Annotated in this window: 20 protein-coding genes and 1 tRNA gene; 8 read left to right on the plus strand and 13 right to left on the minus strand. The window is 62.8% G+C overall.

From position 1 onward, the window contains the following. The first annotated feature begins 235 nt into the window (after positions 1 to 235). Together ABHM97_RS13585 and ABHM97_RS13590 are read left to right on the plus strand one after the other, a co-directional pair. The gene (locus ABHM97_RS13585) at positions 236 to 1435 is read left to right on the plus strand and encodes an acetyl-CoA C-acetyltransferase (RefSeq protein WP_235517130.1); all 1200 of its coding nucleotides are present in this window, start codon (positions 236 to 238) and stop codon (positions 1433 to 1435) included. An 11-nt stretch (positions 1436 to 1446) separates the two neighbouring features. Then, positions 1447 to 1929, plus strand: coding sequence for an aminoacyl-tRNA deacylase (locus ABHM97_RS13590; protein ID WP_235517131.1), 483 nt, complete (start codon positions 1447 to 1449; stop codon positions 1927 to 1929). Between the two features lie 126 nt (positions 1930 to 2055). On the opposite strand, the gene rplL is transcribed toward ABHM97_RS13590, so the two are convergent. The 9 genes from rplL to ABHM97_RS13635 form a co-directional block, all read right to left on the minus strand. Continuing rightward, a complete protein-coding gene (gene rplL, locus ABHM97_RS13595; protein ID WP_018776695.1) occupies positions 2056 to 2433 on the minus strand; it encodes a 50S ribosomal protein L7/L12 in 378 nt (125 codons plus the stop codon). Positions 2434 to 2509: 76 nt separating this feature from the next. After that, positions 2510 to 3112: a 50S ribosomal protein L10 gene (rplJ, locus tag ABHM97_RS13600; RefSeq protein ID WP_235517132.1), complete on the minus strand. Its 603-nt coding sequence runs from the start codon at positions 3110 to 3112 to the stop codon at positions 2510 to 2512. A 300-nt stretch (positions 3113 to 3412) separates the two neighbouring features. After that, positions 3413 to 4582, minus strand: a complete 1170-nt coding sequence (locus tag ABHM97_RS13605) for a GNAT family N-acetyltransferase (RefSeq protein WP_502921288.1) — start codon at positions 4580 to 4582, stop codon at positions 3413 to 3415. After that, positions 4561 to 5670 (minus strand): GNAT family N-acetyltransferase, encoded by a 1110-nt coding sequence (locus ABHM97_RS13610; protein WP_349471138.1) that lies wholly within the window; start codon positions 5668 to 5670, stop codon positions 4561 to 4563. The genes ABHM97_RS13605 and ABHM97_RS13610 overlap by 22 nt, the downstream gene beginning before the upstream one ends. Positions 5671 to 5777: 107 nt before the next feature. After that, on the minus strand, positions 5778 to 6485 hold the full coding sequence (gene rplA / locus ABHM97_RS13615) for a 50S ribosomal protein L1 (RefSeq protein WP_235517135.1): 708 nt from the start codon (positions 6483 to 6485) through the stop codon (positions 5778 to 5780). A gap of 131 nt (positions 6486 to 6616) precedes the next feature. Continuing rightward, positions 6617 to 7048: a 50S ribosomal protein L11 gene (gene rplK / locus ABHM97_RS13620; protein WP_011775609.1), complete on the minus strand. Its 432-nt coding sequence runs from the start codon at positions 7046 to 7048 to the stop codon at positions 6617 to 6619. Positions 7049 to 7178: 130 nt separating this feature from the next. Beyond that, positions 7179 to 8033, minus strand: coding sequence for a transcription termination/antitermination protein NusG (nusG, locus tag ABHM97_RS13625; protein WP_349471139.1), 855 nt, complete (start codon positions 8031 to 8033; stop codon positions 7179 to 7181). Between the two features lie 103 nt (positions 8034 to 8136). Next, positions 8137 to 8418 (minus strand): preprotein translocase subunit SecE, encoded by a 282-nt coding sequence (secE, locus tag ABHM97_RS13630; RefSeq protein ID WP_235517137.1) that lies wholly within the window; start codon positions 8416 to 8418, stop codon positions 8137 to 8139. A gap of 80 nt (positions 8419 to 8498) precedes the next feature. Then, positions 8499 to 8571 (minus strand) — tRNA-Trp (locus ABHM97_RS13635). Positions 8572 to 8826: 255 nt separating this feature from the next. On the opposite strand from ABHM97_RS13635, the gene ABHM97_RS13640 reads away from it, so the two are divergent. Then, positions 8827 to 10056: a pyridoxal phosphate-dependent aminotransferase gene (locus ABHM97_RS13640; protein ID WP_349471140.1), complete on the plus strand. Its 1230-nt coding sequence runs from the start codon at positions 8827 to 8829 to the stop codon at positions 10054 to 10056. Between the two features lie 116 nt (positions 10057 to 10172). On the opposite strand, the gene ABHM97_RS13645 is transcribed toward ABHM97_RS13640, so the two are convergent. Continuing rightward, complete coding sequence (locus ABHM97_RS13645) at positions 10173 to 10847, minus strand: LuxR C-terminal-related transcriptional regulator (RefSeq protein ID WP_235517139.1); 675 nt, start codon at positions 10845 to 10847, stop codon at positions 10173 to 10175. After that, on the minus strand, positions 10844 to 12340 hold the full coding sequence (locus ABHM97_RS13650; protein ID WP_349471141.1) for an ATP-binding protein: 1497 nt from the start codon (positions 12338 to 12340) through the stop codon (positions 10844 to 10846). Before ABHM97_RS13650 ends, ABHM97_RS13645 begins: the two co-directional genes overlap by 4 nt. 125 nt (positions 12341 to 12465) lie before the next feature. Between ABHM97_RS13650 and ABHM97_RS13655 the strand changes: the two genes are divergently transcribed. The 5 genes from ABHM97_RS13655 to ABHM97_RS13675 all read left to right on the plus strand — a co-directional run bounded on the left by ABHM97_RS13655 (position 12466) and on the right by ABHM97_RS13675 (position 16605). Then, entirely contained in the window at positions 12466 to 13950 is a 1485-nt protein-coding gene (locus ABHM97_RS13655; RefSeq protein WP_349471142.1) for a PspC domain-containing protein, read from the plus strand. A gap of 1 nt (position 13951) precedes the next feature. After that, entirely contained in the window at positions 13952 to 14326 is a 375-nt protein-coding gene (locus ABHM97_RS13660) for a hypothetical protein (protein WP_349471143.1), read from the plus strand. Between the two features lie 48 nt (positions 14327 to 14374). Further along, on the plus strand, positions 14375 to 14623 hold the full coding sequence (locus ABHM97_RS13665; RefSeq protein WP_235517143.1) for a PspC domain-containing protein: 249 nt from the start codon (positions 14375 to 14377) through the stop codon (positions 14621 to 14623). Between the two features lie 189 nt (positions 14624 to 14812). Beyond that, the gene (locus tag ABHM97_RS13670) at positions 14813 to 15838 is read left to right on the plus strand and encodes a 6-phosphofructokinase (protein ID WP_018776708.1); all 1026 of its coding nucleotides are present in this window, start codon (positions 14813 to 14815) and stop codon (positions 15836 to 15838) included. Positions 15839 to 15855: 17 nt separating this feature from the next. Next, positions 15856 to 16605 carry a GNAT family N-acetyltransferase gene (locus ABHM97_RS13675; protein WP_257370567.1) on the plus strand — a complete coding sequence of 250 codons (750 nt, stop codon included), beginning with the start codon at positions 15856 to 15858 and terminating at the stop codon, positions 16603 to 16605. 77 nt (positions 16606 to 16682) lie between these two features. Here the strand turns inward: ABHM97_RS13675 and ABHM97_RS13680 are convergent, their stop codons facing one another. Next, positions 16683 to 18191, minus strand: coding sequence for a DHA2 family efflux MFS transporter permease subunit (locus ABHM97_RS13680; RefSeq protein WP_349471144.1), 1509 nt, complete (start codon positions 18189 to 18191; stop codon positions 16683 to 16685). Continuing rightward, on the minus strand, positions 18175 to 18804 hold the full coding sequence (locus ABHM97_RS13685) for a PadR family transcriptional regulator (RefSeq protein ID WP_349471145.1): 630 nt from the start codon (positions 18802 to 18804) through the stop codon (positions 18175 to 18177). The genes ABHM97_RS13680 and ABHM97_RS13685 overlap by 17 nt, the downstream gene beginning before the upstream one ends. Between the last annotated feature and the right edge of the window lie 35 nt (positions 18805 to 18839).

The following is an 18839-nucleotide window of genomic DNA, read 5'->3' on the forward strand; positions in this document are numbered from 1 at the left end:
ACCGCTATATGAAGGCTGAAGGTTAACAGGGAAGACGCAAATATCTACAATACGGGAAAACAGCCTTCCTGTCTACCCCAGATCGTCCGGGATTGCAAGCACCGTTGCTGAAGGCACCTACATGCCCACGCATGATGCGCAAGGAATGCCTTGATGGGCGCCTTCGTTGAAGGGAGTAGGTTCACGCTTGCCCGCGATAGCCTTGCTACACCACTCCCGGATCGGAAGAGAGACCATGACCAACTCCGCTGACGACAATGATGTTGTCATTCTTGCTGCTTCCCGAACCCCACAGGGTCGGCTCAACGGGCAACTGGCGGGATTCACCGCCGTCGACCTTGGTGCGCACGCCATAACAGCCGCCTTGGCAGCCAGCGGCGCGAAAGCCGAACAGGTGGACGCCGTCATTATGGGCCAGGTACTGCAGGCCGGCGCCGGACAGAATCCGGCCCGCCAGAGCGCCATCGCCGCAGGTATCGGGTGGAACATCCCGGCCGTAACCATCAACAAAGTGTGCCTCTCCGGATTGACCGCAGTGATCGATGCTGCGCGCATGATCCGCAGCGGGGACGCGACAGTGGTGGTTGCCGGTGGCCAGGAATCCATGAGCCGCGCTCCCCACCTCCTGCCGGGTTCCCGGCAGGGATGGACCTACGGAGCCATCCAGGCCCTGGACGTCGCCGCCCACGACGGCCTCACCGATGCCTTCGATGGCCAGTCAATGGGTCTTTCCACCGAAACCAAGAACGTCACGCTCGGCATTGACCGCACCTCCCAGGACGAGGTCGCGGCCGCTTCACACCAGCGGGCCGCCGCGGCCATCGCAGACGGGACGTTCGACGTCGAAATCGCTCCGGTCAGCGTGAAGCAGCGCAAGGGCGATCCGGTGGTCCTCACCACGGACGAAGGAGTGCGGCCGAACACCACCGTGGAAACGTTGGCACCCCTCAAGGCAGCCTTCGCCACGGACGGCACCATCACAGCCGGCAATTCCTCTCCCCTGTCCGACGGCGCCTCCGCACTGGTGCTGGCAAGTCGCCGCTTCGCCGAGGACAACGGTTTGGAGTACCTGGCCGTGGTCGGTAAGCCGGGCCAGGTGGCCGGACCTGACAATTCCCTGCACTCCCAGCCGTCCAATGCGATCGCCCAGGCGCTGAAGCGGGCGGGGTGGACGGCAGAGGACCTGGACTTCATCGAGATCAATGAAGCGTTCGGTTCAGTGGCTGTCCAGTCTTTGAAGGACCTCCGCTATCCCCTGGAAAAGTGCAACATCCACGGCGGCGCCATCGCACTCGGGCATCCCATCGGCGCCTCCGGTGCCCGGTTGGCCCTCCACGCAGCCCACGAACTCAAGCGCCGGGGGACGGGCAAAGCCGCCGTTTCCCTGTGCGGTGGCGGCGGGCAGGGCGAGGCCTTGCTCCTGTACCGCGACTGATAGGAGACAGCATGTCTGAAAACGTGATGGACGGAGCCGAGCGCTTCCTAAAGGATGCCGCCGCCCGCGGACTGGACGTCGACGTCGTCGAACGTCCCGCTGCCCGCAGCCTCGAAGAGGCGGCTGGCATCCTGGGCATCAGCCCCGCGGACATCGTGAAGTCGCTGGTGGTCAAACACCGCGATGGGAGCTTCCTGTTCGCCCTCATTCCTGGGGATCGCCAGATTTCCTGGCCGAAGCTGCGCGCATTGGTGGGCGTCAACAAGCTCTCGCTCCCCCACGCCGACATCGCTTTGGCTGCCACCGGCTACGAACGCGGAACCATTACGCCCTTGGGCAGTACCACCGCGTGGCCGGTGTACGCCGACGCCACCATCACGGGGCGTCGAATCTCTATGGGCGCGGGCGCGCATGGCCGCAGCGCTTTCGTGGACGCCGACTCGCTTACTGCGGCACTCGGGGCGACCGTGGCGGACATCAGCGAACCTTCCTAGGTCAACGCGGGGTCACTTACGGCCGGTAAATCCCCCTGGGGATGGGCCGCAAGTGACCCCGCGTTGGTGCTTAAAGCAGGAAGCCCCGCCCGGCGAACCGAACGGGGCTTCCACAAGCAAAACGAGTTACTTGAGGGTAACCGTTGCGCCAGCTTCTTCGAGCTGAGCCTTTGCCTTCTCGGCAGCTTCCTTGTTGGCGCCTTCGAGAACAGCCTTCGGTGCGCTGTCAACCAGGTCCTTGGCTTCCTTGAGGCCGAGGGAGGTGATGGCGCGAACTTCCTTGATCACTGCGATCTTCTTGTCGCCAGCAGCTTCGAGGATGACGTCGAAGTCAGTCTTCTCTTCAGCAGCTTCAGCAGCACCGCCGGCAGCGGGGCCAGCAACTGCAACAGCAGCAGCCGTAACTTCGAAGGTCTCTTCGAAGAGCTTGACGAACTCGGAGAGCTCGATGATGGTCAGTTCCTTGAAAGCTTCAATGAGCTCTTCGTTGCTGAGCTTCGCCATGGTGGCGTCCTTCCATTAGTTGGTGCGGATCCGGGCTAAACCGGTCCAGGCACCAGAGTTTGATTGAGGGGAGAACTTAGTTCTCTTCGGTTGCAGCTTCGGCAGCGGCCGGTGCTTCTTCAGCAGCCGGAGCTTCCTCTGTTGCAGCCTCTTCGGCGGCCGGGGCTTCTTCAGCGGCCGGTGCAGATGCGCCGCCCTCTTCTTCAAGCTTGAGGCGCAGAGCGTCGATGATGCGTGCAGCAGCGGATGCGGGAGCCTTGAGGACACCAGCAACGCGGGCAAGCTGCAGTTCGCGGGACTCGAGGGCTGCCAGTGCGGCAACTCCTGCTGCGTCCAATGCCTTGCCTTCGAAGACGCCGGTCTTGATGACCAGCTGCTTGTTGGCCTTGGCAAAGTCCGTCAGGCTCTTTGCAGCAGCAACAGCGTCACCCTTGATGAAGGCGATTGCAGTGGGGCCGGCAAGCTGATCGTTGAATGCTTCAACTCCAGCTTCCTTGGCTGCAATGGCGCTCAGGGTGTTCTTGACGACCGAGAACTTGGTGTCCTGGCCGAGTGCAACACGCAGTTCCTTGAGCTGTGCAACAGTGAGCCCGCGGTATTCGGTCAGGACAGCCGCGTTCGATTCCTTGAAATCGTTGGTGATCTCTGCAACTGCGGAGACCTTGCTAGGCGTTGTCATAACCCTCCTTCCGGGGATAAAAGCCGATCTTCCGGGTCCCCGCTCACGAGAGCTAAAACTAAAAACGCCCCGCGCAGATGCACGGGGCTTGGCTCAACATGGTTTGATCCATGGAGACTTGCTTCGTTCACCTGCGCCGGCCGCCCTATGTTCAGGGTCCTTCGTCAAGGAATTCACTTGTGCCTCAGGGGCGCAGCTGCAGAATTGAGCTGGGCTCGAAAGAGTGGATTCCCATCAACCGACGGTCTTTGGTACTTCAAGATTACGGGAGACTGTGCAGCAAACCAAATCGGGGGCTGCCTACTCGGACGTCGTTGCTCCGGATGCCCGCCCCGGAAGTTCCTTCTGCCACAAACCCGTGACACCCGCCGTCGCGAATCCAAGCTGCTTATTCACTGTGAGGAGGTAGCGGTTCTCGGGCGCATTCCACGTGTAGATCACCCGGGCATCAGGGAACTGCTCGCTGAGCCTTTCCATGTTTGCCACCTTGATCAGCAGGCCCAGCTTGTTGCCCCGGTGTTCCTGCAGGACCAGCGTGTCGTCCTGGAACACCACATCCTGGCGGTGCGCCAGGACACTGATGGTGGTCAGGCCCACGATGCGTCCGCTCTCCACATGCTCGACGGCGGTCACCACCGTTCGCCGGCCCTGCGCCAATGCTGCGTCCTCGGTCTCCCGCAGGACGACGGGATCGAACACCATGCCCGTGGGTTCAACACCGGGGGCTTCGCTGTCCTCGTCGTCGCGGACCACCTCCCCGGCGGCGTTCTCCAGGGCGGCAACGGCCTCCAACCAGGGCTCAGGGCACCGGTCCGTCCAGTGGTGCAGTGCGTAGCGGCCGCCGTTGGCCTCGTCTGCTTCCAACTGGAGGGTGGCCGCCAGTTTGGAATCGAGCGGCAAAATGCAGGAACTGAACTGCTCGATGTGCTGCAGCGTGTAGCCGGCTCGTTTCGCGAAATCCACCTCACGGCTGCTGACCGGAACGAAGCCCGCACCACTGCCGGGGATCAGCTGGTCCTCGGGAATCTCCGTCAGGGATGTGGCCGGGTGGTTGGTGTCCACCAGGACCATGGTGCGGCCTTCGGCCCGCGCCAGCTCCTCGGCTGCTTCCAACAACTGGCGTCCTACGCCGCGGCTCTGGAACTCAGGAAGGATGTCCAGGGTGAACTCGGCCAGGTCCATGTTGTCCGCCAGGGGCAAGGCAATATCCACGGTGCCCACAATGTCGCCGTCCACTTTGGCCACCAGGATGATCTGGCGCTCGTAAGGATCGGAAAACTCCAGCAGCTTCTCCAAGGGGGTGTACGCGAGATCGTCACTCCCCCATGTCTCCATGCGGACCCTGCGCCCAACTTCCACGGCGGCCAGGAAATCATTGGCATCAGGGCTGTCCAGGGTGTCAGGCACCCACAGCTGCTCGATCTGAACGGTCTTCGCCTCGTCTACAGTCATCCCAGCCGTTTCTGCCATTCGCCTTCAAAGCCGGAGGGCTTGAATCCCAGGGCGATATTTATGGCCAGCATATGCCGGTTTTCATTGGCGTTCCATGTCAACACCGATGTGGCGTCCGGCCAGGAGTCCTTGGCGCTCCGCAGGTTGGCGATCTTCACCATCATTCCCAAGCCATGCCCCCGGTGTCCCGGAGCCACCAAGGTGTCCTCCTGGTAGATCACGGCAGGCCTCGCGTCACGGTAAGTGAGAACCGTGTAGGCTGCCAGTTCACCCGTGGCATCGTGCCGGGCCGCCGCCGTCAGCGAGTCCCCACCACTTGCTTGCCATGTGACTTCGTCCTGGCGCACCCGCGCAGCGTCCCACTCTTCACCCTCCCAGCCCAACCCGGCAATCGGGACCTCTGTGCTCATCAAGCCCTTGAGCCTGGCAAAGGTGTCCACCAGGTCCTCCGGGCAGCTCCCCCGCCACGTTACGAGGCTGTAGCCCAATGCTTTGGGCGCCACTTCCGCTTCGCACTTCCGGAGCAGTGCTTCCGGCGCCGGGAAGGGCAGCAGGCTGCTCGTTTCGACCTGTTCCAACGAATAGCCGTGGTGCAGGGCGAACCGGGTTGGCGCAGCGTTCAAGGGCACGCAACCTGCACCCGATTTCGACTCCAGGACTTCCGTGCCAGGCGCTACAAGCTGAATGGGCGCACCACAATACGCATCGAAGGACACACGTCCCAGTCCCTTCGCAATGCCCTCCAATTCTTTGAGGATCAGCGACCCAAAGCCACGCCGCCGATAAGGCGCGCTGACCACGACGTCCACGCCCGCCGTCGTCGTGTTCTCGCTCAAGGGCAGTGTCAGGGTTCCACTACCCACAACGGTGCCGTCCAGGCGGGCCAGGAAAACCTGCCGTTCTTCGTAGCTGTTGCCCTGCCAGAAGAGCACCGCCTCGGCAAAGGTGGCGCAGCGGTCCAGGTTGCCCCACAGCTCCAATTCGTGGGCTTCCGCCAACTGCTGGAAAGCGCTGAAGTCGGCCGACCCACCGGCCGCTGGACTCTTGGGGACGGCGATCCGTTCTACGGACAGCTCCCCACGTGCTGAAATGTTCGACGTCGACACGCACCACAGCCTACGGCCCACCTCCCGCAAGGAACAGGCATGACAACAAAAGGACCGCCCGGCTAAGCCGGACGGTCCTTCATGTTCAGAGCAAGGGCTCCTGAAGCTTACGCTTCGGTGAGGACCTTGGTGACGTTCGGGTCAACGGTGATGCCCGGACCGAACGTGGTGGCAACGGTAGCCTTCTGGATGTAGCGGCCCTTGGAAGCGGACGGCTTCAAACGAAGCACCTCTTCCAGTGCAGCTGCGTAGTTCTCGGCCAGCTTGTTGGCGTCGAAGGACACCTTGCCGATGATGAAGTGAAGGTTGGAGTGCTTGTCGACGCGGAAGTCGATCTTGCCGCCCTTGATGTCGTTGACAGCCTTGGTGACGTCCGGGGTAACCGTACCGGTCTTCGGGTTCGGCATGAGGTTACGCGGGCCGAGGACCTTACCGAGGCGGCCAACCTTGCCCATGAGGTCAGGGGTTGCCACTGCGGCGTCGAAGTCGGTCCAGCCGCCTGCGATCTTTTCGATCAGGTCATCGGAACCAACGAAGTCGGCGCCGGCAGCGATTGCTGCTTCAGCCTTGTCACCGGTTGCGAAAACGAGGACGCGGGCGGTCTTACCGGTGCCGTGCGGCAGGTTGACGGTGCCACGAACCATCTGGTCGGCCTTACGCGGGTCAACGCCCAAACGGAAAGCTACCTCAACGGTTGCGTCGAACTTGGAAGGGTTGGTGTCCTTCGCGAGGTTGATAGCTTCGACCGGGGCGTAGATCTTGCCAGCCTCGATCTTGGCTACGGCTGCCTCATATGCTTTGCTGCGCTTTGCCATGCTGCTGTTTCTCCTTGTGCAGTTGTGGTCTGCGGACCGCGCTGGGTCCTGCCACAGTCATGGGATCCGGCAAGGATCCTCACGACATTTCAATGTTCAAATGCCGGTTGCCCGGCGGGTGAAAGCTGGGATCAGCCCTCTACCGTGATGCCCATGGAACGGGCGGTGCCTGCGATGATCAGGGCAGCTGCCTTGATGTCGTTGGCGTTGAGGTCTTCCATCTTGGTGGAAGCGATCTCTTCAACCTGTGCCTGGGTCAGCTTGGCAACCTTGACGGTGTGCGGGGTAGCCGAACCCTTGGCAACGCCTGCAGCCTTCTTGATGAGCTCTGCAGCCGGCGGGGTCTTGGTGATGAAGGTGAAGGAACGGTCTTCGTAAACCGTGATTTCAACCGGGATAACGTTTCCGCGCTGGGATTCCGTTGCAGCGTTGTACGCCTTGCAGAATTCCATGATGTTGACACCGTGCTGGCCAAGCGCAGGACCGATCGGCGGAGCCGGGTTAGCGGCACCTGCCTGGATCTGCAGCTTGATGAGGCCGGTGACCTTCTTCTTGGGAGCCAATGTAGGGTCCTTCTCTCAATAGCTTCCTGGGACACAGGAGCGCGTCCCAGGTTGGTGGCCGCCATGGCAAGGCGGCCGGCCGCTCCCGAACTGCTAAGCAGGCAGGGCTGGAGCGAAATTTGTGAATCAGCTAGATCTTTGTGACCTGGTTGAATGCGAGCGTCACCGGGGTTTCGCGCTCGAAGATCGAGACCAGCACCACCAGGGTCTGGGACTCGGGCTTGATCTCGGAGATCGTGGCCGGGAGGGTCTCGAAGGGGCCTTCCTTGACGATGACAGATTCGCCGACCTCGAAGTCGACGGCCACGGGAGCCTGGTTCTGCTTGTTGACCGGCTTGCCCTGCTCTGCCTGCTCTTCTTCGAAGACCGGGGCGAGCATGGAGAAGACCTCGTCCAAGCGCAGCGGAACCGGGTTGTGGGCGTTGCCCACGAAGCCGGTGACACCGGGAGTGTGGCGGACGGCGCCCCAGGAAGCGTCGGTCAGGTCCATGCGGACCAGGACATAGCCGGGGATGCGAACGCGGTTGATGACCTTGCGCTGCGCGTTCTTGATCTCGACAACCTCTTCCATGGGCACCTGGATTTCGAAGATGTAATCTTCCATGTCCAGGGTCTGGATGCGGGTCTCAAGGTTGGCCTTCACGCGGTTCTCGTAACCGGCGTAGGAGTGGATGACGTACCAGTCACCCTCCTGGCGGCGCAGCTTGCCCTTGAATTCCTCGGCGGGATCCACGGGTGCTGCAGCAGCAGCGGCAGCCAGGGCGTCGCCGTCGGAATCTTCCGCAGCGTCGTCTTCGTCCTCGACATCGGCGGATGCGTCATCCGACTCGTCATCCACGTCAGCCTCGAAAGCGTCTTCGGAATCGTCGGCGTCGGCAGATTCGGGCGCAGCGGAATCAACCTCGGACTCTTCCACAGCTTCAGCTGCGGCGTCGTCAGTTGCTTCCAGCTCAGTCTCGTTTACCTCGAGCTCCTGCTCAGACACTTGGTCTCCTGCTTCCTCATTGCCTAACATGCCTATTTAAATGGCTCAATTCCGCAAACCCTGTCTATCCGGAGGAATTGACACAGTTTGCGGACAGATCCGCTTAGCGGTCCTTGATGCCTGACCCACCGAAGACCCAGCTGGCACCGGTCCCGAAGGCGATATCCAGCAGGCTGACGATGACCATCATGATGACCACGAACACCAGCACCACTAGCGTGTAGTTGATCAGTTCCTTGCGGGTGGGGGCAACAACCTTCTTCAGTTCACCAATGACCTGGCGGACGAAGAGTGCAATACGGGCGAAGAAGCCGCGATCGGCCTTCTTGGCGGGACGGCCCTTTGAGCTGCTGGCAGCTGTTTCGGTCACCTGGTCCTCACTCACCTTGCAAAGTCGTTGACCCGACTCTGATCAGAGCCATGGTTGCTGCGCGTGTTCCGGCGTTTCCGCCGGAACAGCTTGCGCAGGGCAGACAGGACTCGAACCTGCAACCTGCGGTTTTGGAGACCGCTGCGCTACCAATTGCGCCACTACCCTATGGAACGAATCCATGTTTCAGGCCGCACTTCAGCCTGTGGTGCTTTTCAACACCGGTGAACCAGTCTACGCAAGAATTTCGCGATAGTCGAACCGGCCTGTTCAAGCACCTCCGGATCCTGGATAAAGCCTGTGACCAGCAACATCAGTCACAAACTCCGGCAGGCACCCGGGAGCTCCGCAGAACAGCATAAGGTAGTTTACGTCGAATCCCATCATCCAGCCCATGAGCTGCCTGCGAAGAACGGTACCTAGATGTCAGCCGGAACAACTGCCGCCCGCATTTCACAGCGAATCTCCGCCATTGCCGAATCCGCCACCCTTGCCGTTGATGCCAAGGCCAAGGCATTGAAGGCCGCTGGACGTCCCGTGATCGGGTTCGGCGCGGGCGAACCCGACTTTCCTACGCCGGACTACATTGTCCAGGCAGCCATTGAAGCGGCCAGCCAGCCGAAGTACCACCGCTACTCCCCCGCAGGCGGTCTTCCCGAGCTGAAGAAAGCCATTGCCGACAAGACCCTGCGGGACTCCGGCTACAAGGTTGATCCTTCCCAGGTCCTGGTCACCAATGGTGGCAAGCAGGCCGTGTACAACACCTTCGCAACCTTGGTTGACCCGGGCGACGAAGTCATCATCCCCACCCCGTTCTGGACCACCTACCCGGAAGCCATCCGCCTCGCAGGCGGCGTGCCTGTGGAAGTTTTCGCCGGCCCCGAGCAGGGCTACCTGGTGACGGTTGAGCAGCTGGAAGCGGCGCTCACGGACAAGACCAAGATTTTGCTGTTCGTTTCTCCGTCCAACCCCACCGGTGCTGTCTACAGCCCGGAGCAGGTTGCGGAAATCGGCAAGTGGGCTGCGGCCAAGGGCCTGTGGGTGGTCACCGACGAAATCTACGAACACCTCACCTACGACGGCGTTGAGTTCACCTCGATCGCCACTGCGGCCCCGGAGCTCGGTGACAAGGTGGTCATCCTCAACGGTGTCGCCAAGACCTATGCCATGACTGGCTGGCGCGTCGGTTGGATGATCGGCCCGGCAGATGTCATCAAGGCCGCGACCAACCTTCAGTCGCACGCGACGTCGAACGTTTCGAACATCATGCAGGTCGCGGCCGCCGCTGCCCTCACGGGCCCGCTGACCGCCGTCGACGAAATGAAGGTGGCCTTCGACCGCCGTCGCAAGGCGATCGTCGCCGGACTGAACGCCATTGAAGGCGTTGAATGCCCGACGCCGACAGGCGCCTTCTACGTCTACGCTGACGTGCGGGGCCTGCTTGGTAAGGAATTCGAAACGTCCAACGGCCCTGTCCGCCCGGAAACCTCCGCTGAACTGGCGGCGCTCATCCTCGACGAAGTTGAAGTTGCCATCGTTCCGGGCGAAGCTTTCGGCCCCTCCGGCTACGTCCGCCTGTCCTACGCACTCGGAGACGAAGACCTCGCCGAGGGCGTCCGCCGCATCCAGGAATTCCTGGGTAAAGCCAAATAACGGTCCGTCCTGACGGCGAACGCTCTTCCAACCCCGGCGGGTGGAAGAGCGTTCGCGTTTAAGCAGGCGGGACGTGAGAGAGCGTTCGGCCCAAGGGGGCGGGACGTGAGAGAGCGTCAGAGGAGGCGGCGCTCGGCCGCCCACTTGGTGAGCTCATGCCGGCTGGAGAGCTGCAGCTTCCTCAAGACCGCGGACACATGCGTTTCAACGGTCTTGATGGAAATGAAGAGTTCCTTGGCCACTTCCTTATAGCTGTAACCGCGCGCGATAAGCCTCATGACTTCCAGTTCCCGGGCAGAGAGCTTGTCCAGTTCATCGTCCGCGATGTCCGCCGGAGCCGTCCCAAAGGCATCGAGCACGAAGCCCGCCAGCCGTGGCGAGAAGACGGCGTCACCGTCGGCCACCCGGATCACGGCGTCGGAAATCTCCTTGCCCGAAATGGTCTTGGTAACGTAGCCGCGCGCGCCGGCGCGAATCACGGAAACCACGTCCTCGGCTGCGTCGGAGACGCTGAGGGCCAGGAAGCTGGTGGTACCCAGCAGAGCGTTCGAACCGGCGATGACTTCCCGGCCGCCCCCACCCAGGCCACCCGGAAGGTGCACGTCAAGCAGCACCACCTCCGGGCGCTTCTCCGCGATAACAGCGATGGCTTGTTCCACGGTGCCGGCCTCGCCCACCACGTCCATGCGTTCGTCGAGGTCGGCTTTGAGCCCGGAGCGGAAGATGGTGTGGTCATCCACGATGACCACCCGCACCCTGCGTCCCGCGTCACTGTCAGGGTTGGTATTCATTGCTTCGATTCTCCATTCCGAGCATCACTGGTCCGTTGTTCCCCGGCTTCCACGGTTGCCGAAGGGAGCGCCAAGCGGACTTCCGTGCCTGCACTGCTGCTGGTGATTACCGCTGTACCGCCGTGCCGCTTCATGCGGCCGATGATCGATTCTTTGACACCCAACCTGTCTTCGGGGACAGCATCGGGATCGAAGCCGGGGCCGCGATCCTTAATGAAAATCTCCGTGCTGCCTGCCGTACTTTCCATGTACACAGAGACCGTTCCGCCACCATGCCTCGCAGCATTGAGCATCGCTTCCCTGGCAGCCTGGACCAGGGCTTCATGCCGCTCCGTCATGGCGGTATCCCCAACAGTTACCACCTCGACCGCCTGGCCGTGGGAATCTTCCACCTCGGCCGCCACGGATTTTATGCGGTCAGCGAGGAGCCCGGATTCCTTGGCCGCGTCGCTGAAGAGCCAGGCACGGAGTTCGCGTTCCTGCGCCCTTGCCAGGCGCACCACGTCCTGTTCGGAACCGGCCCGGCGTTGGATCAGGGCCAGGGTCTGGAGGACAGAGTCGTGCAGATGCGCCGCAATCTCGGCCCGCTCCGTCTCGCGTACCCGTCCGGCCCGTTCAGTTTCCAGGTCCTTCCAAAACTTAAGGCCCCATGGCAGGAGCACCAAGGCCACCCCACCCAAAACAGCCACGGATGCCAGCAGCGCCAGCCACGTTTGCTCCCACGAACCCGAACCGGACACCATCACCAGGACGCCGGCCACCACCAGCGCCAGGCCTGCTGCCAAACGAACCCAGCCGCCGGCTTGGTCGGCTTTCGTCTTGTCTACCAGGCCTGCCCTGCGGGTCTCGTCCAACTGCATCCAGGCGATCGCCGCACCACCCAGGATGGCCGCAGCCGGGATCAGCGTTCCCAAGGGGACGTCCACGCCGAACTGGCGCGCGATCAGGATGGCCGCCACCAGCAGCAAGGCGGCGCCCAACAGGATTTCCTTGCCGTACTGGATCCGCCGGAAGGAGAACCACGATGCCAGCGCTGTCCCGCCCCACCGGTCTTCAGCGGAGGCAGCGCCGAAGCCATACGGTGCTCCAGCCGGGCTGGCGGTACCTCCAGCCGCTGGTCCGGCCGTTGGTCCGGCAGCGGCCGTGCCACCGGCAGAACGGTCACCGGGCACGGTCGCCGACCCTCCGGCGTCGTACGCTGCTGTGGCGGGGCCGACGCCGGGTACCGGCACGGGCGGCAGGCTCACCGCCGGGGCAATGGGCGACGCCGGTCGGCGGGCGTTGCGCTTGGCGTTCTCATCCGCGGTGGGAACCATGGTCCACAGCCACGCGTAAAAGGCCACGCCCGCCCCACCGGCGAAGCAAGCCAAAATCATGCCGAGCCGTACGTATTTGACGGGCCAGCCCAGGTGGTCGGCCAATCCACTGCAGACGCCCGCGATCATGCGGTCGCTGCTGCGAACCAGCGCGGGGCGTTGTACAGCGGTTGTCATGTACCAATCCAAGCACGGATCAGGGTGCCCCGGACCGGGAACCAGCGTGGTTCGGGGGTCTCTCAGGGATCATTCAGGGTATCCCCCAGTAGAGGGCATGGGGCGCGGAACGGCAGGATCGAAGTATGAACGCGAACAGCATGAACCCAGAGGAACCCGGAACGCCTGGCAATGCCGGCCCGTCCGGTTCCAGTGCCTACACCGGTGCTCCTGCGGGCACGGGTCCCGAGGGCGGAAAGGGCGCTCCCACCATCGGGGACACGTCCCCTGCCCAGCAGAACTTCTTCGACTGGATCCGCAGCCAAGGCATCCGCCGCGGTCCGGACCGGTGGATCGGCGGCGTCGCGAGCGGCGTAGCCCACAGGTTCGGCATCGACCCCCTGATCGTGAGGGGCATCTTCATTGTCCTGGCGCTCTTTGCCGGCGTGGGCGTGCTCCTCTATGGCGTTGCCTGGGCACTCCTGCCGGAACCCGATGGCCGGATCCACGTACAGGAAGCTGCAGCGGGCCGCTGGTCCGGTGGCATGACGGGCGCACTGATCACTACCATCATCGGCCTGCCGGGCCTGGGGCGCGGTTTCTGGGGCTGGGGATGGGATGGACTGCCCGGCCTGTTCTGGACCCTCTTCTGGGTGGGCGGCGTCTTCTACCTGATCTACTTCCTGGTCCAACGCAATAAGGCGTCGAAGGGGACTCCGCCCGCAGGGCAGCAAAACTACGCAACGGCTCCGGGCAGTTCGCCCGCCTACGGCACGCCCACCACTTACAGCGCCGCGACGGCGACGGGCACCAACACCGGCGTTCCTGTTTACGGCCCGGCCCAAGCCGGCACCACGCACCACGGGCGTCCGAATCCGTCCGGCAGCTACGGCTCGGGCCCTGTTCCGCCCTCCGGCCCGTTCGGCCCTTCGGACCCGCGTCCGCCCTACGGACCTACTCCCCCGCAGGGCTGGCAGCCAAAACCCGCTGCCCCGAAGCGTAAAGGGCCCGGTCCCGCGATCGTCGCAGTCTCTGCCGGTGCTGCGCTGCTGGCCGGCGGAACGTTAAAGGCGCTCGACGCCGGCAACGTCATTGAGCTGGGCAGCTCCGCCAACGCCGTGGTTTGGGCCACGGGTGCGGCAGTCCTTGGCATCGGCATCCTGGTGGCAGGTCTCCGTGGACGGACATCGGGGTTCCTGGGATTCATGGCAATCGTGGCACTCATCATCGGCGGAATCTTCAACGTGGTTCCGCGGAACGGCGACCGCTTCAGCTTCCACGACGTGAACTGGACACCCACCAGCCTGGAGCAGGCGCGCCAGGGCATCAATGTCACCGGAGCCCAAGGCCGCTTGGACTTGAGCAATATGACCCTGGCTACGCCCCTGATCTCCGAAGTGGTGGTCCCCGTGGACGCCACCGCCAGCAACGTGACCGTTGTTATTCCGGACAACGTGCCCGTGGAGGTCAAGGCGGACATGACCTTCGGAAACCTCAACGAACGCGGCTCTGACCGCGGCGGCCGCCTCAAGGACGACACCACCGTCTACAACACGGACAAGCCCGGAGCCAACCTTGTGGTGAAAATTGACGGCACGTTCAGCAACGTGACCATCCAGGAAGGAAACTGACATGGGTACCAATGAGCCAGGCGAGGCACGCGACGCACAACCGACCGAGGCCCTGCCCAAGGAAACCCGTCCCACTCAGGCCCTGCCCAAGCCGCAGCTCCAGCAGATTCCCTTGACGCCACCGCTGGAACCCACGTACCGGGTGGAGCCCAAGGACGACGATGAGCCCCACCAGGCCAGGATCGGAACAATGGTGTGGGGTTTGATCGTCATCGCCTTGGCCGCCCTGATCGTCGTTTCCACTCTTGGCTGGGTGGCACTGAACGGCACCTATGTGCTGATCGGCCTCATGATTGGAGCCGGTGCGGCATTGATAGTCGGCGGCCTCTTGTCCGCCCGCAAGGGTTCAGCCAAATCAAAGAGTTCGGCCCGGTGACTTGGCCGTGCACGTGACAAAGCATCCACAACAAGGAAGTGTGTAGCCATGGACAAGTTCTTCAGCATCGTCAGGGGTTTCGGCCTGAAGCGTGGGCCACAGCGTTGGCTGGGCGGCGTCTGCGGAGGGATCGCAGCCAAGCTCAACGTGGACGTGGCGTACGTCCGCGTCGCGTTCCTGCTCTTCTGCTTGCTCCCGGGGCCCGCATTCGTGGTCTACATCCTGGCTTGGCTCATCCTGCCGGACCAGCAGGGCAAAATCGCCCTCGAATCCTTCATTAGCCAGCGTTCCAGGTAATAGCCTGAATCGCAGAGAAGCGCCCTGCCTGCCGGCAGGGCGCTTTTGCTTGTTTTCAGGCAGGTTTCCAATACCGCACGGCCAGGTTAAAAAGTAACCGTTTGTGTCCCACCCCACATGCCCGTCTACAATCATGGGGAGCTCAGCGTGGCGCTCTGACGTATTCCTCCAAGCCATGAGTGAGCAAACATGAAAATTGGCATTCTTACCAGCGGCGGCGACTGCCCCGGCCTCAACGCAGTGATCCGCGGTGCAGTCCTCAAAGGCATCGCGATCCACGGCCAGGAGTTTGTGGGTTTCCGCGACGGCTGGCGTGGAGTTGTTGAAGGTGATGTCATCGACATCCCGCGCACCATGGTCCGCGGTATCGCCAAGCAGGGCGGAACCATCCTGGGCACGTCCCGGACCAATCCTTTCGAAAACGGCGGCGGCCCGGACGTCATCAAGGCGCACATGGAGCGCCTGGGCATTGACGCGATCATCGCCATCGGCGGCGAAGGAACCCTGGCTGCTGCCAAGCGGCTCACGGATGCCGGCCTGAAAATTGTCGGCGTCCCCAAGACCGTCGATAACGACCTCGACGCCACCGACTACACCTTTGGTTTCGACACGGCCGTGCAGATTGCCACTGAGGCCATCGACCGGCTTCGCACGACCGGTGAATCCCACCACCGCTGCATGATCGCCGAGGTCATGGGCCGCCACGTCGGCTGGATCGCCCTGCACGCCGGAATGGCAGCCGGTGCCCACGCCATCCTGATTCCGGAACAGAAGGCGAGCATCGAACAGATCACCGAGTGGGTCCAGGAAGCCCACGACCGCGGCCGTGCCCCGCTGGTGGTCGTGGCCGAAGGCTTCGTACCTGACCACATGGAATCCCCGCACTCCGAGCGCGGCCTGGACACCTTCGGCCGCCCGAGGCTTGGCGGCATCGCCGACCAGCTCGCCCCCGAGATTGAGGCCCGCACGGGCATCGAGACACGTGCCACGATCCTGGGCCACATCCAACGCGGCGGCGTCCCCACCGCCTATGACCGTGTCCTGGCGACCCGCCTTGGCATGGCCGCCATCGATTCCGTGGTTGAAGGCCGCTGGGGCACCATGGTCGCCCTCAAGGGAACGGACATCTCGCACGTCGGTTTCGAGGAAGCCCTGGGCAAGCTCAAGACTGTGCCCCAGCACCGCTACGACGAAGCGTCAGTGCTGTTCGGCTAGTCCGCTAGGCTGAATCCATGACATTAGAGCCCACGTCCGCTGCAATTATCCAGCTGGCGTGGGCTCGCCATTTAGGGCTCGACGACGACGCTTTCGCCACCGCCGCTACCAGGCTCGCCTCTACCGGGGCTGCCCCGGGAGAACCTGCCCACAGAATCACCCGTGTGGACGAGTCCGCCCGGGACGTTGTGTTTCTGCGGTTGTTCGGGGTGTCAGCCCTGGTGGGACCGCAATGGGCACTGGACGCGGCAGCAGGGATCCCGGACACGGACCTTGCACAGCATGTGACGCTGTTGACCCTCACCCGTTCACATGGGGGGCACGGACTGGGATCGTCGGCTTTGTTCTTCGCCGACGATCTGCCGCTCCAACAGCCCTCGGACGACCTCATGGTCTCGCCGGGCAACCCCGAAGCCATCCTCCTGGAAGGGCTGTGCCCTCCGGATGACGTGAACGAAGTGGGACTCCAAGGCCTTGAACACCGGTTCACCATCATGAATCCGGCAGATGAGCAATCCACGCCTGTGGCCTGCGGAGCCTACTCCGAGTGGGAGGGGATACTGGCCGACATGGGTGTGCTGGTTGCTCCGCCATGGCGCCGGCGCGGCCTGGGAACACTGGCTGCTTCCATCGCCGCCCACGAAGCCCTCGCAGCTGGCCTTACGCTCCAATGGAAGTCCGACGTCAGCAACACCGGAGCACTTGCGATGGCCCGCCACCTTGGCTTCGCCACGGGCGGTCTCCACGCAAGCGTTCGGCTCGGCTGACTCCTCGCGGAAGTATTGTACAGCTGACGGCCCAAAGAAGCGCCAATGAGCACGTCAGCTGCACAAGAACACCACTGCTAGCTCTGGAGTTCGGCGTTCGCTTCCTCGGCTTGTGCAGGAGCCTTGCCACCCCAACCTGATACGGACTTCGGCTTCGCGAAGAACAACGCCACGATGGCGCCGACCAGGACGGCAAAGGCGGGCAGCAGGATTGACTGGCTCATCGCCGTCGAGAATCCTGCGTGGAGGAAGTCCGGCAGGACGCCGCCCATGGACGCTTCGCCGGCCGGTGCTGCCGGCAGTTCCGCGGCCAGACGGGATTGGATCAAGGCAGCGATAGCGGCCGAACCCAGTACAGCGCCAATCTGGCGGGTGGTGTTGAAGACACCTGAACCAGCACCAGCCTGGCGGGGATCCAGATTGCGTGTGGTGGCATTGGAGACCGGGCCCCAAATGAAGCCATTGGCAACACCCTGCAGAGCGCTCGGCAAAAGGAACATCCAGATGGGCGTATCAGGACCCAGCAGGGACGCCGTCCAGAACAAGGCACCCGACAAGCACAGCAAGCCGAAGGCTGCGAACCACCGCGGGTTGGCACGGTCGATCAGCTTGCCCACGAACGGCGCCAGCGCACCGGAAATCACGGCCATGGGGATCATGAGCAGCGCCGACTGCGTAGGCGTCAGGCCGCGAACCGTCTGGTAGTAGAAGATAGTAGGCAACGGAAACGCGGTCACAGTAAAGCCAACGACCATGATGGTGGTGTTGCCCAGCGAGAAGTTCCGGTCCTTGAACAGGCCCAGCGGAAGCAATGGCTCACCGCCGCGGCGCTCAAGAATCCACTGCCATGCGACAAAGAGGGCCAGCACAACAAGTCCCGTGATGATGAGTCCCCACACCGAAATGACACCGGAAACGGTGCCCCACTTGTAGGTCTGTCCCTCCTGGATACCAAAGACCAGCAGGAACATGCCCACGGCGGAAAGCAGCACGCCGACGACGTCGAAGGTGTGGCTGTGCGTGGTCAGCTTCGGCACGAAACGGGTCACCAGGATGAAGGCGACGAGTCCGATGGGAACGTTGACGAAGAAGATCCACTCCCATCCGAGGCTGTCCACCAGGACACCACCGAGGATGGGGCCCACGAGGACTGCCATGCCTGCAGTGGCACCCCACAGGCCCATGGCGGCACCCCGACGGTCCGGCGGGAAGATCCTGGTGATGACGGCCATGGTCTGGGGTGTCATCATGGCAGCACCCAGCCCCTGGACTGCACGGGCGGCGATCAGCATGGTGACATCACCCGAGAGGCCGCACCACAAGGAAGCCAGGGTGAACACCACCAGGCCAATCAGGTAGAGGTTTTTGGGACCGAACCGGTCACCCAACCTGCCGGTGATCAGCAGGGGCACCGCATAGGCCAGCAAGTAGGCACTCGTGACCCAGATGACGGCGTTGATGTCGGTGTTGAGGCCCTCCATGATGCGCGGATTCGCGACCGACACAATGGTGGTGTCGATGAGGATCATGAAGAACCCCACGACGAGTGACCACAGCGCGGGCCACGGTTTAGCTACGTTTTCCAAGGGATTCCTTAGGCTTGTTTGAAAGTTCGACAGGAGTTGGCCGGGGTTCATCCCAGGGCAGTTGCCCGCTGCTCAACTCCTCGAGGAGACCGCGGATCCACGCAATCTCCGTACGGCGCATGGCCTGTTGGTACGAGATATCAATCCAGTACTTACGGTCCAGTCCTTTGCCAGTCACGACGTCCTCGGCATGGACCAGGAAGTCGAGGTCGGCGGTGAGTGCCACCACCCGTTGTTCCAGCAATTCGGCCACCACCTGGGCCGGCAGGTGGTGGGCTTCGGCGATGGCGTGGGGGAAAACCGGATACTCATTGACGGGCGTAGACAGCATGGCCTGCAGCCGCGAGTCCAAGGCCTGGTGGCCGGCATCCGTAATCCGATACGTCGTCCGCTCGGGCCGGTTACCTTCCCGCTCGGTTCCGGTGGCCTCCACGAGTCCGTTTTCCTCGAGGCGGCCGACCGAGTGGTACAGCGTACCCGGACGAACCTTGACCAGCCGGTCTTCATGGCGGGCCATGAGCAGCTGGTACATCTCGTAGGGATGCATTGGCCCTTCGGCCAGAAGAGCCAACGACGCCACACCGAGTGGCGTCAATTCTGCAGCTTTGGGCATCCAGCGCCTTCCCCTCATATATTCCACAACAACTA

This window comes from Paenarthrobacter sp. CAP02, assembly GCF_040137855.1.
Lineage (GTDB): Bacteria > Actinomycetota > Actinomycetes > Actinomycetales > Micrococcaceae > Arthrobacter.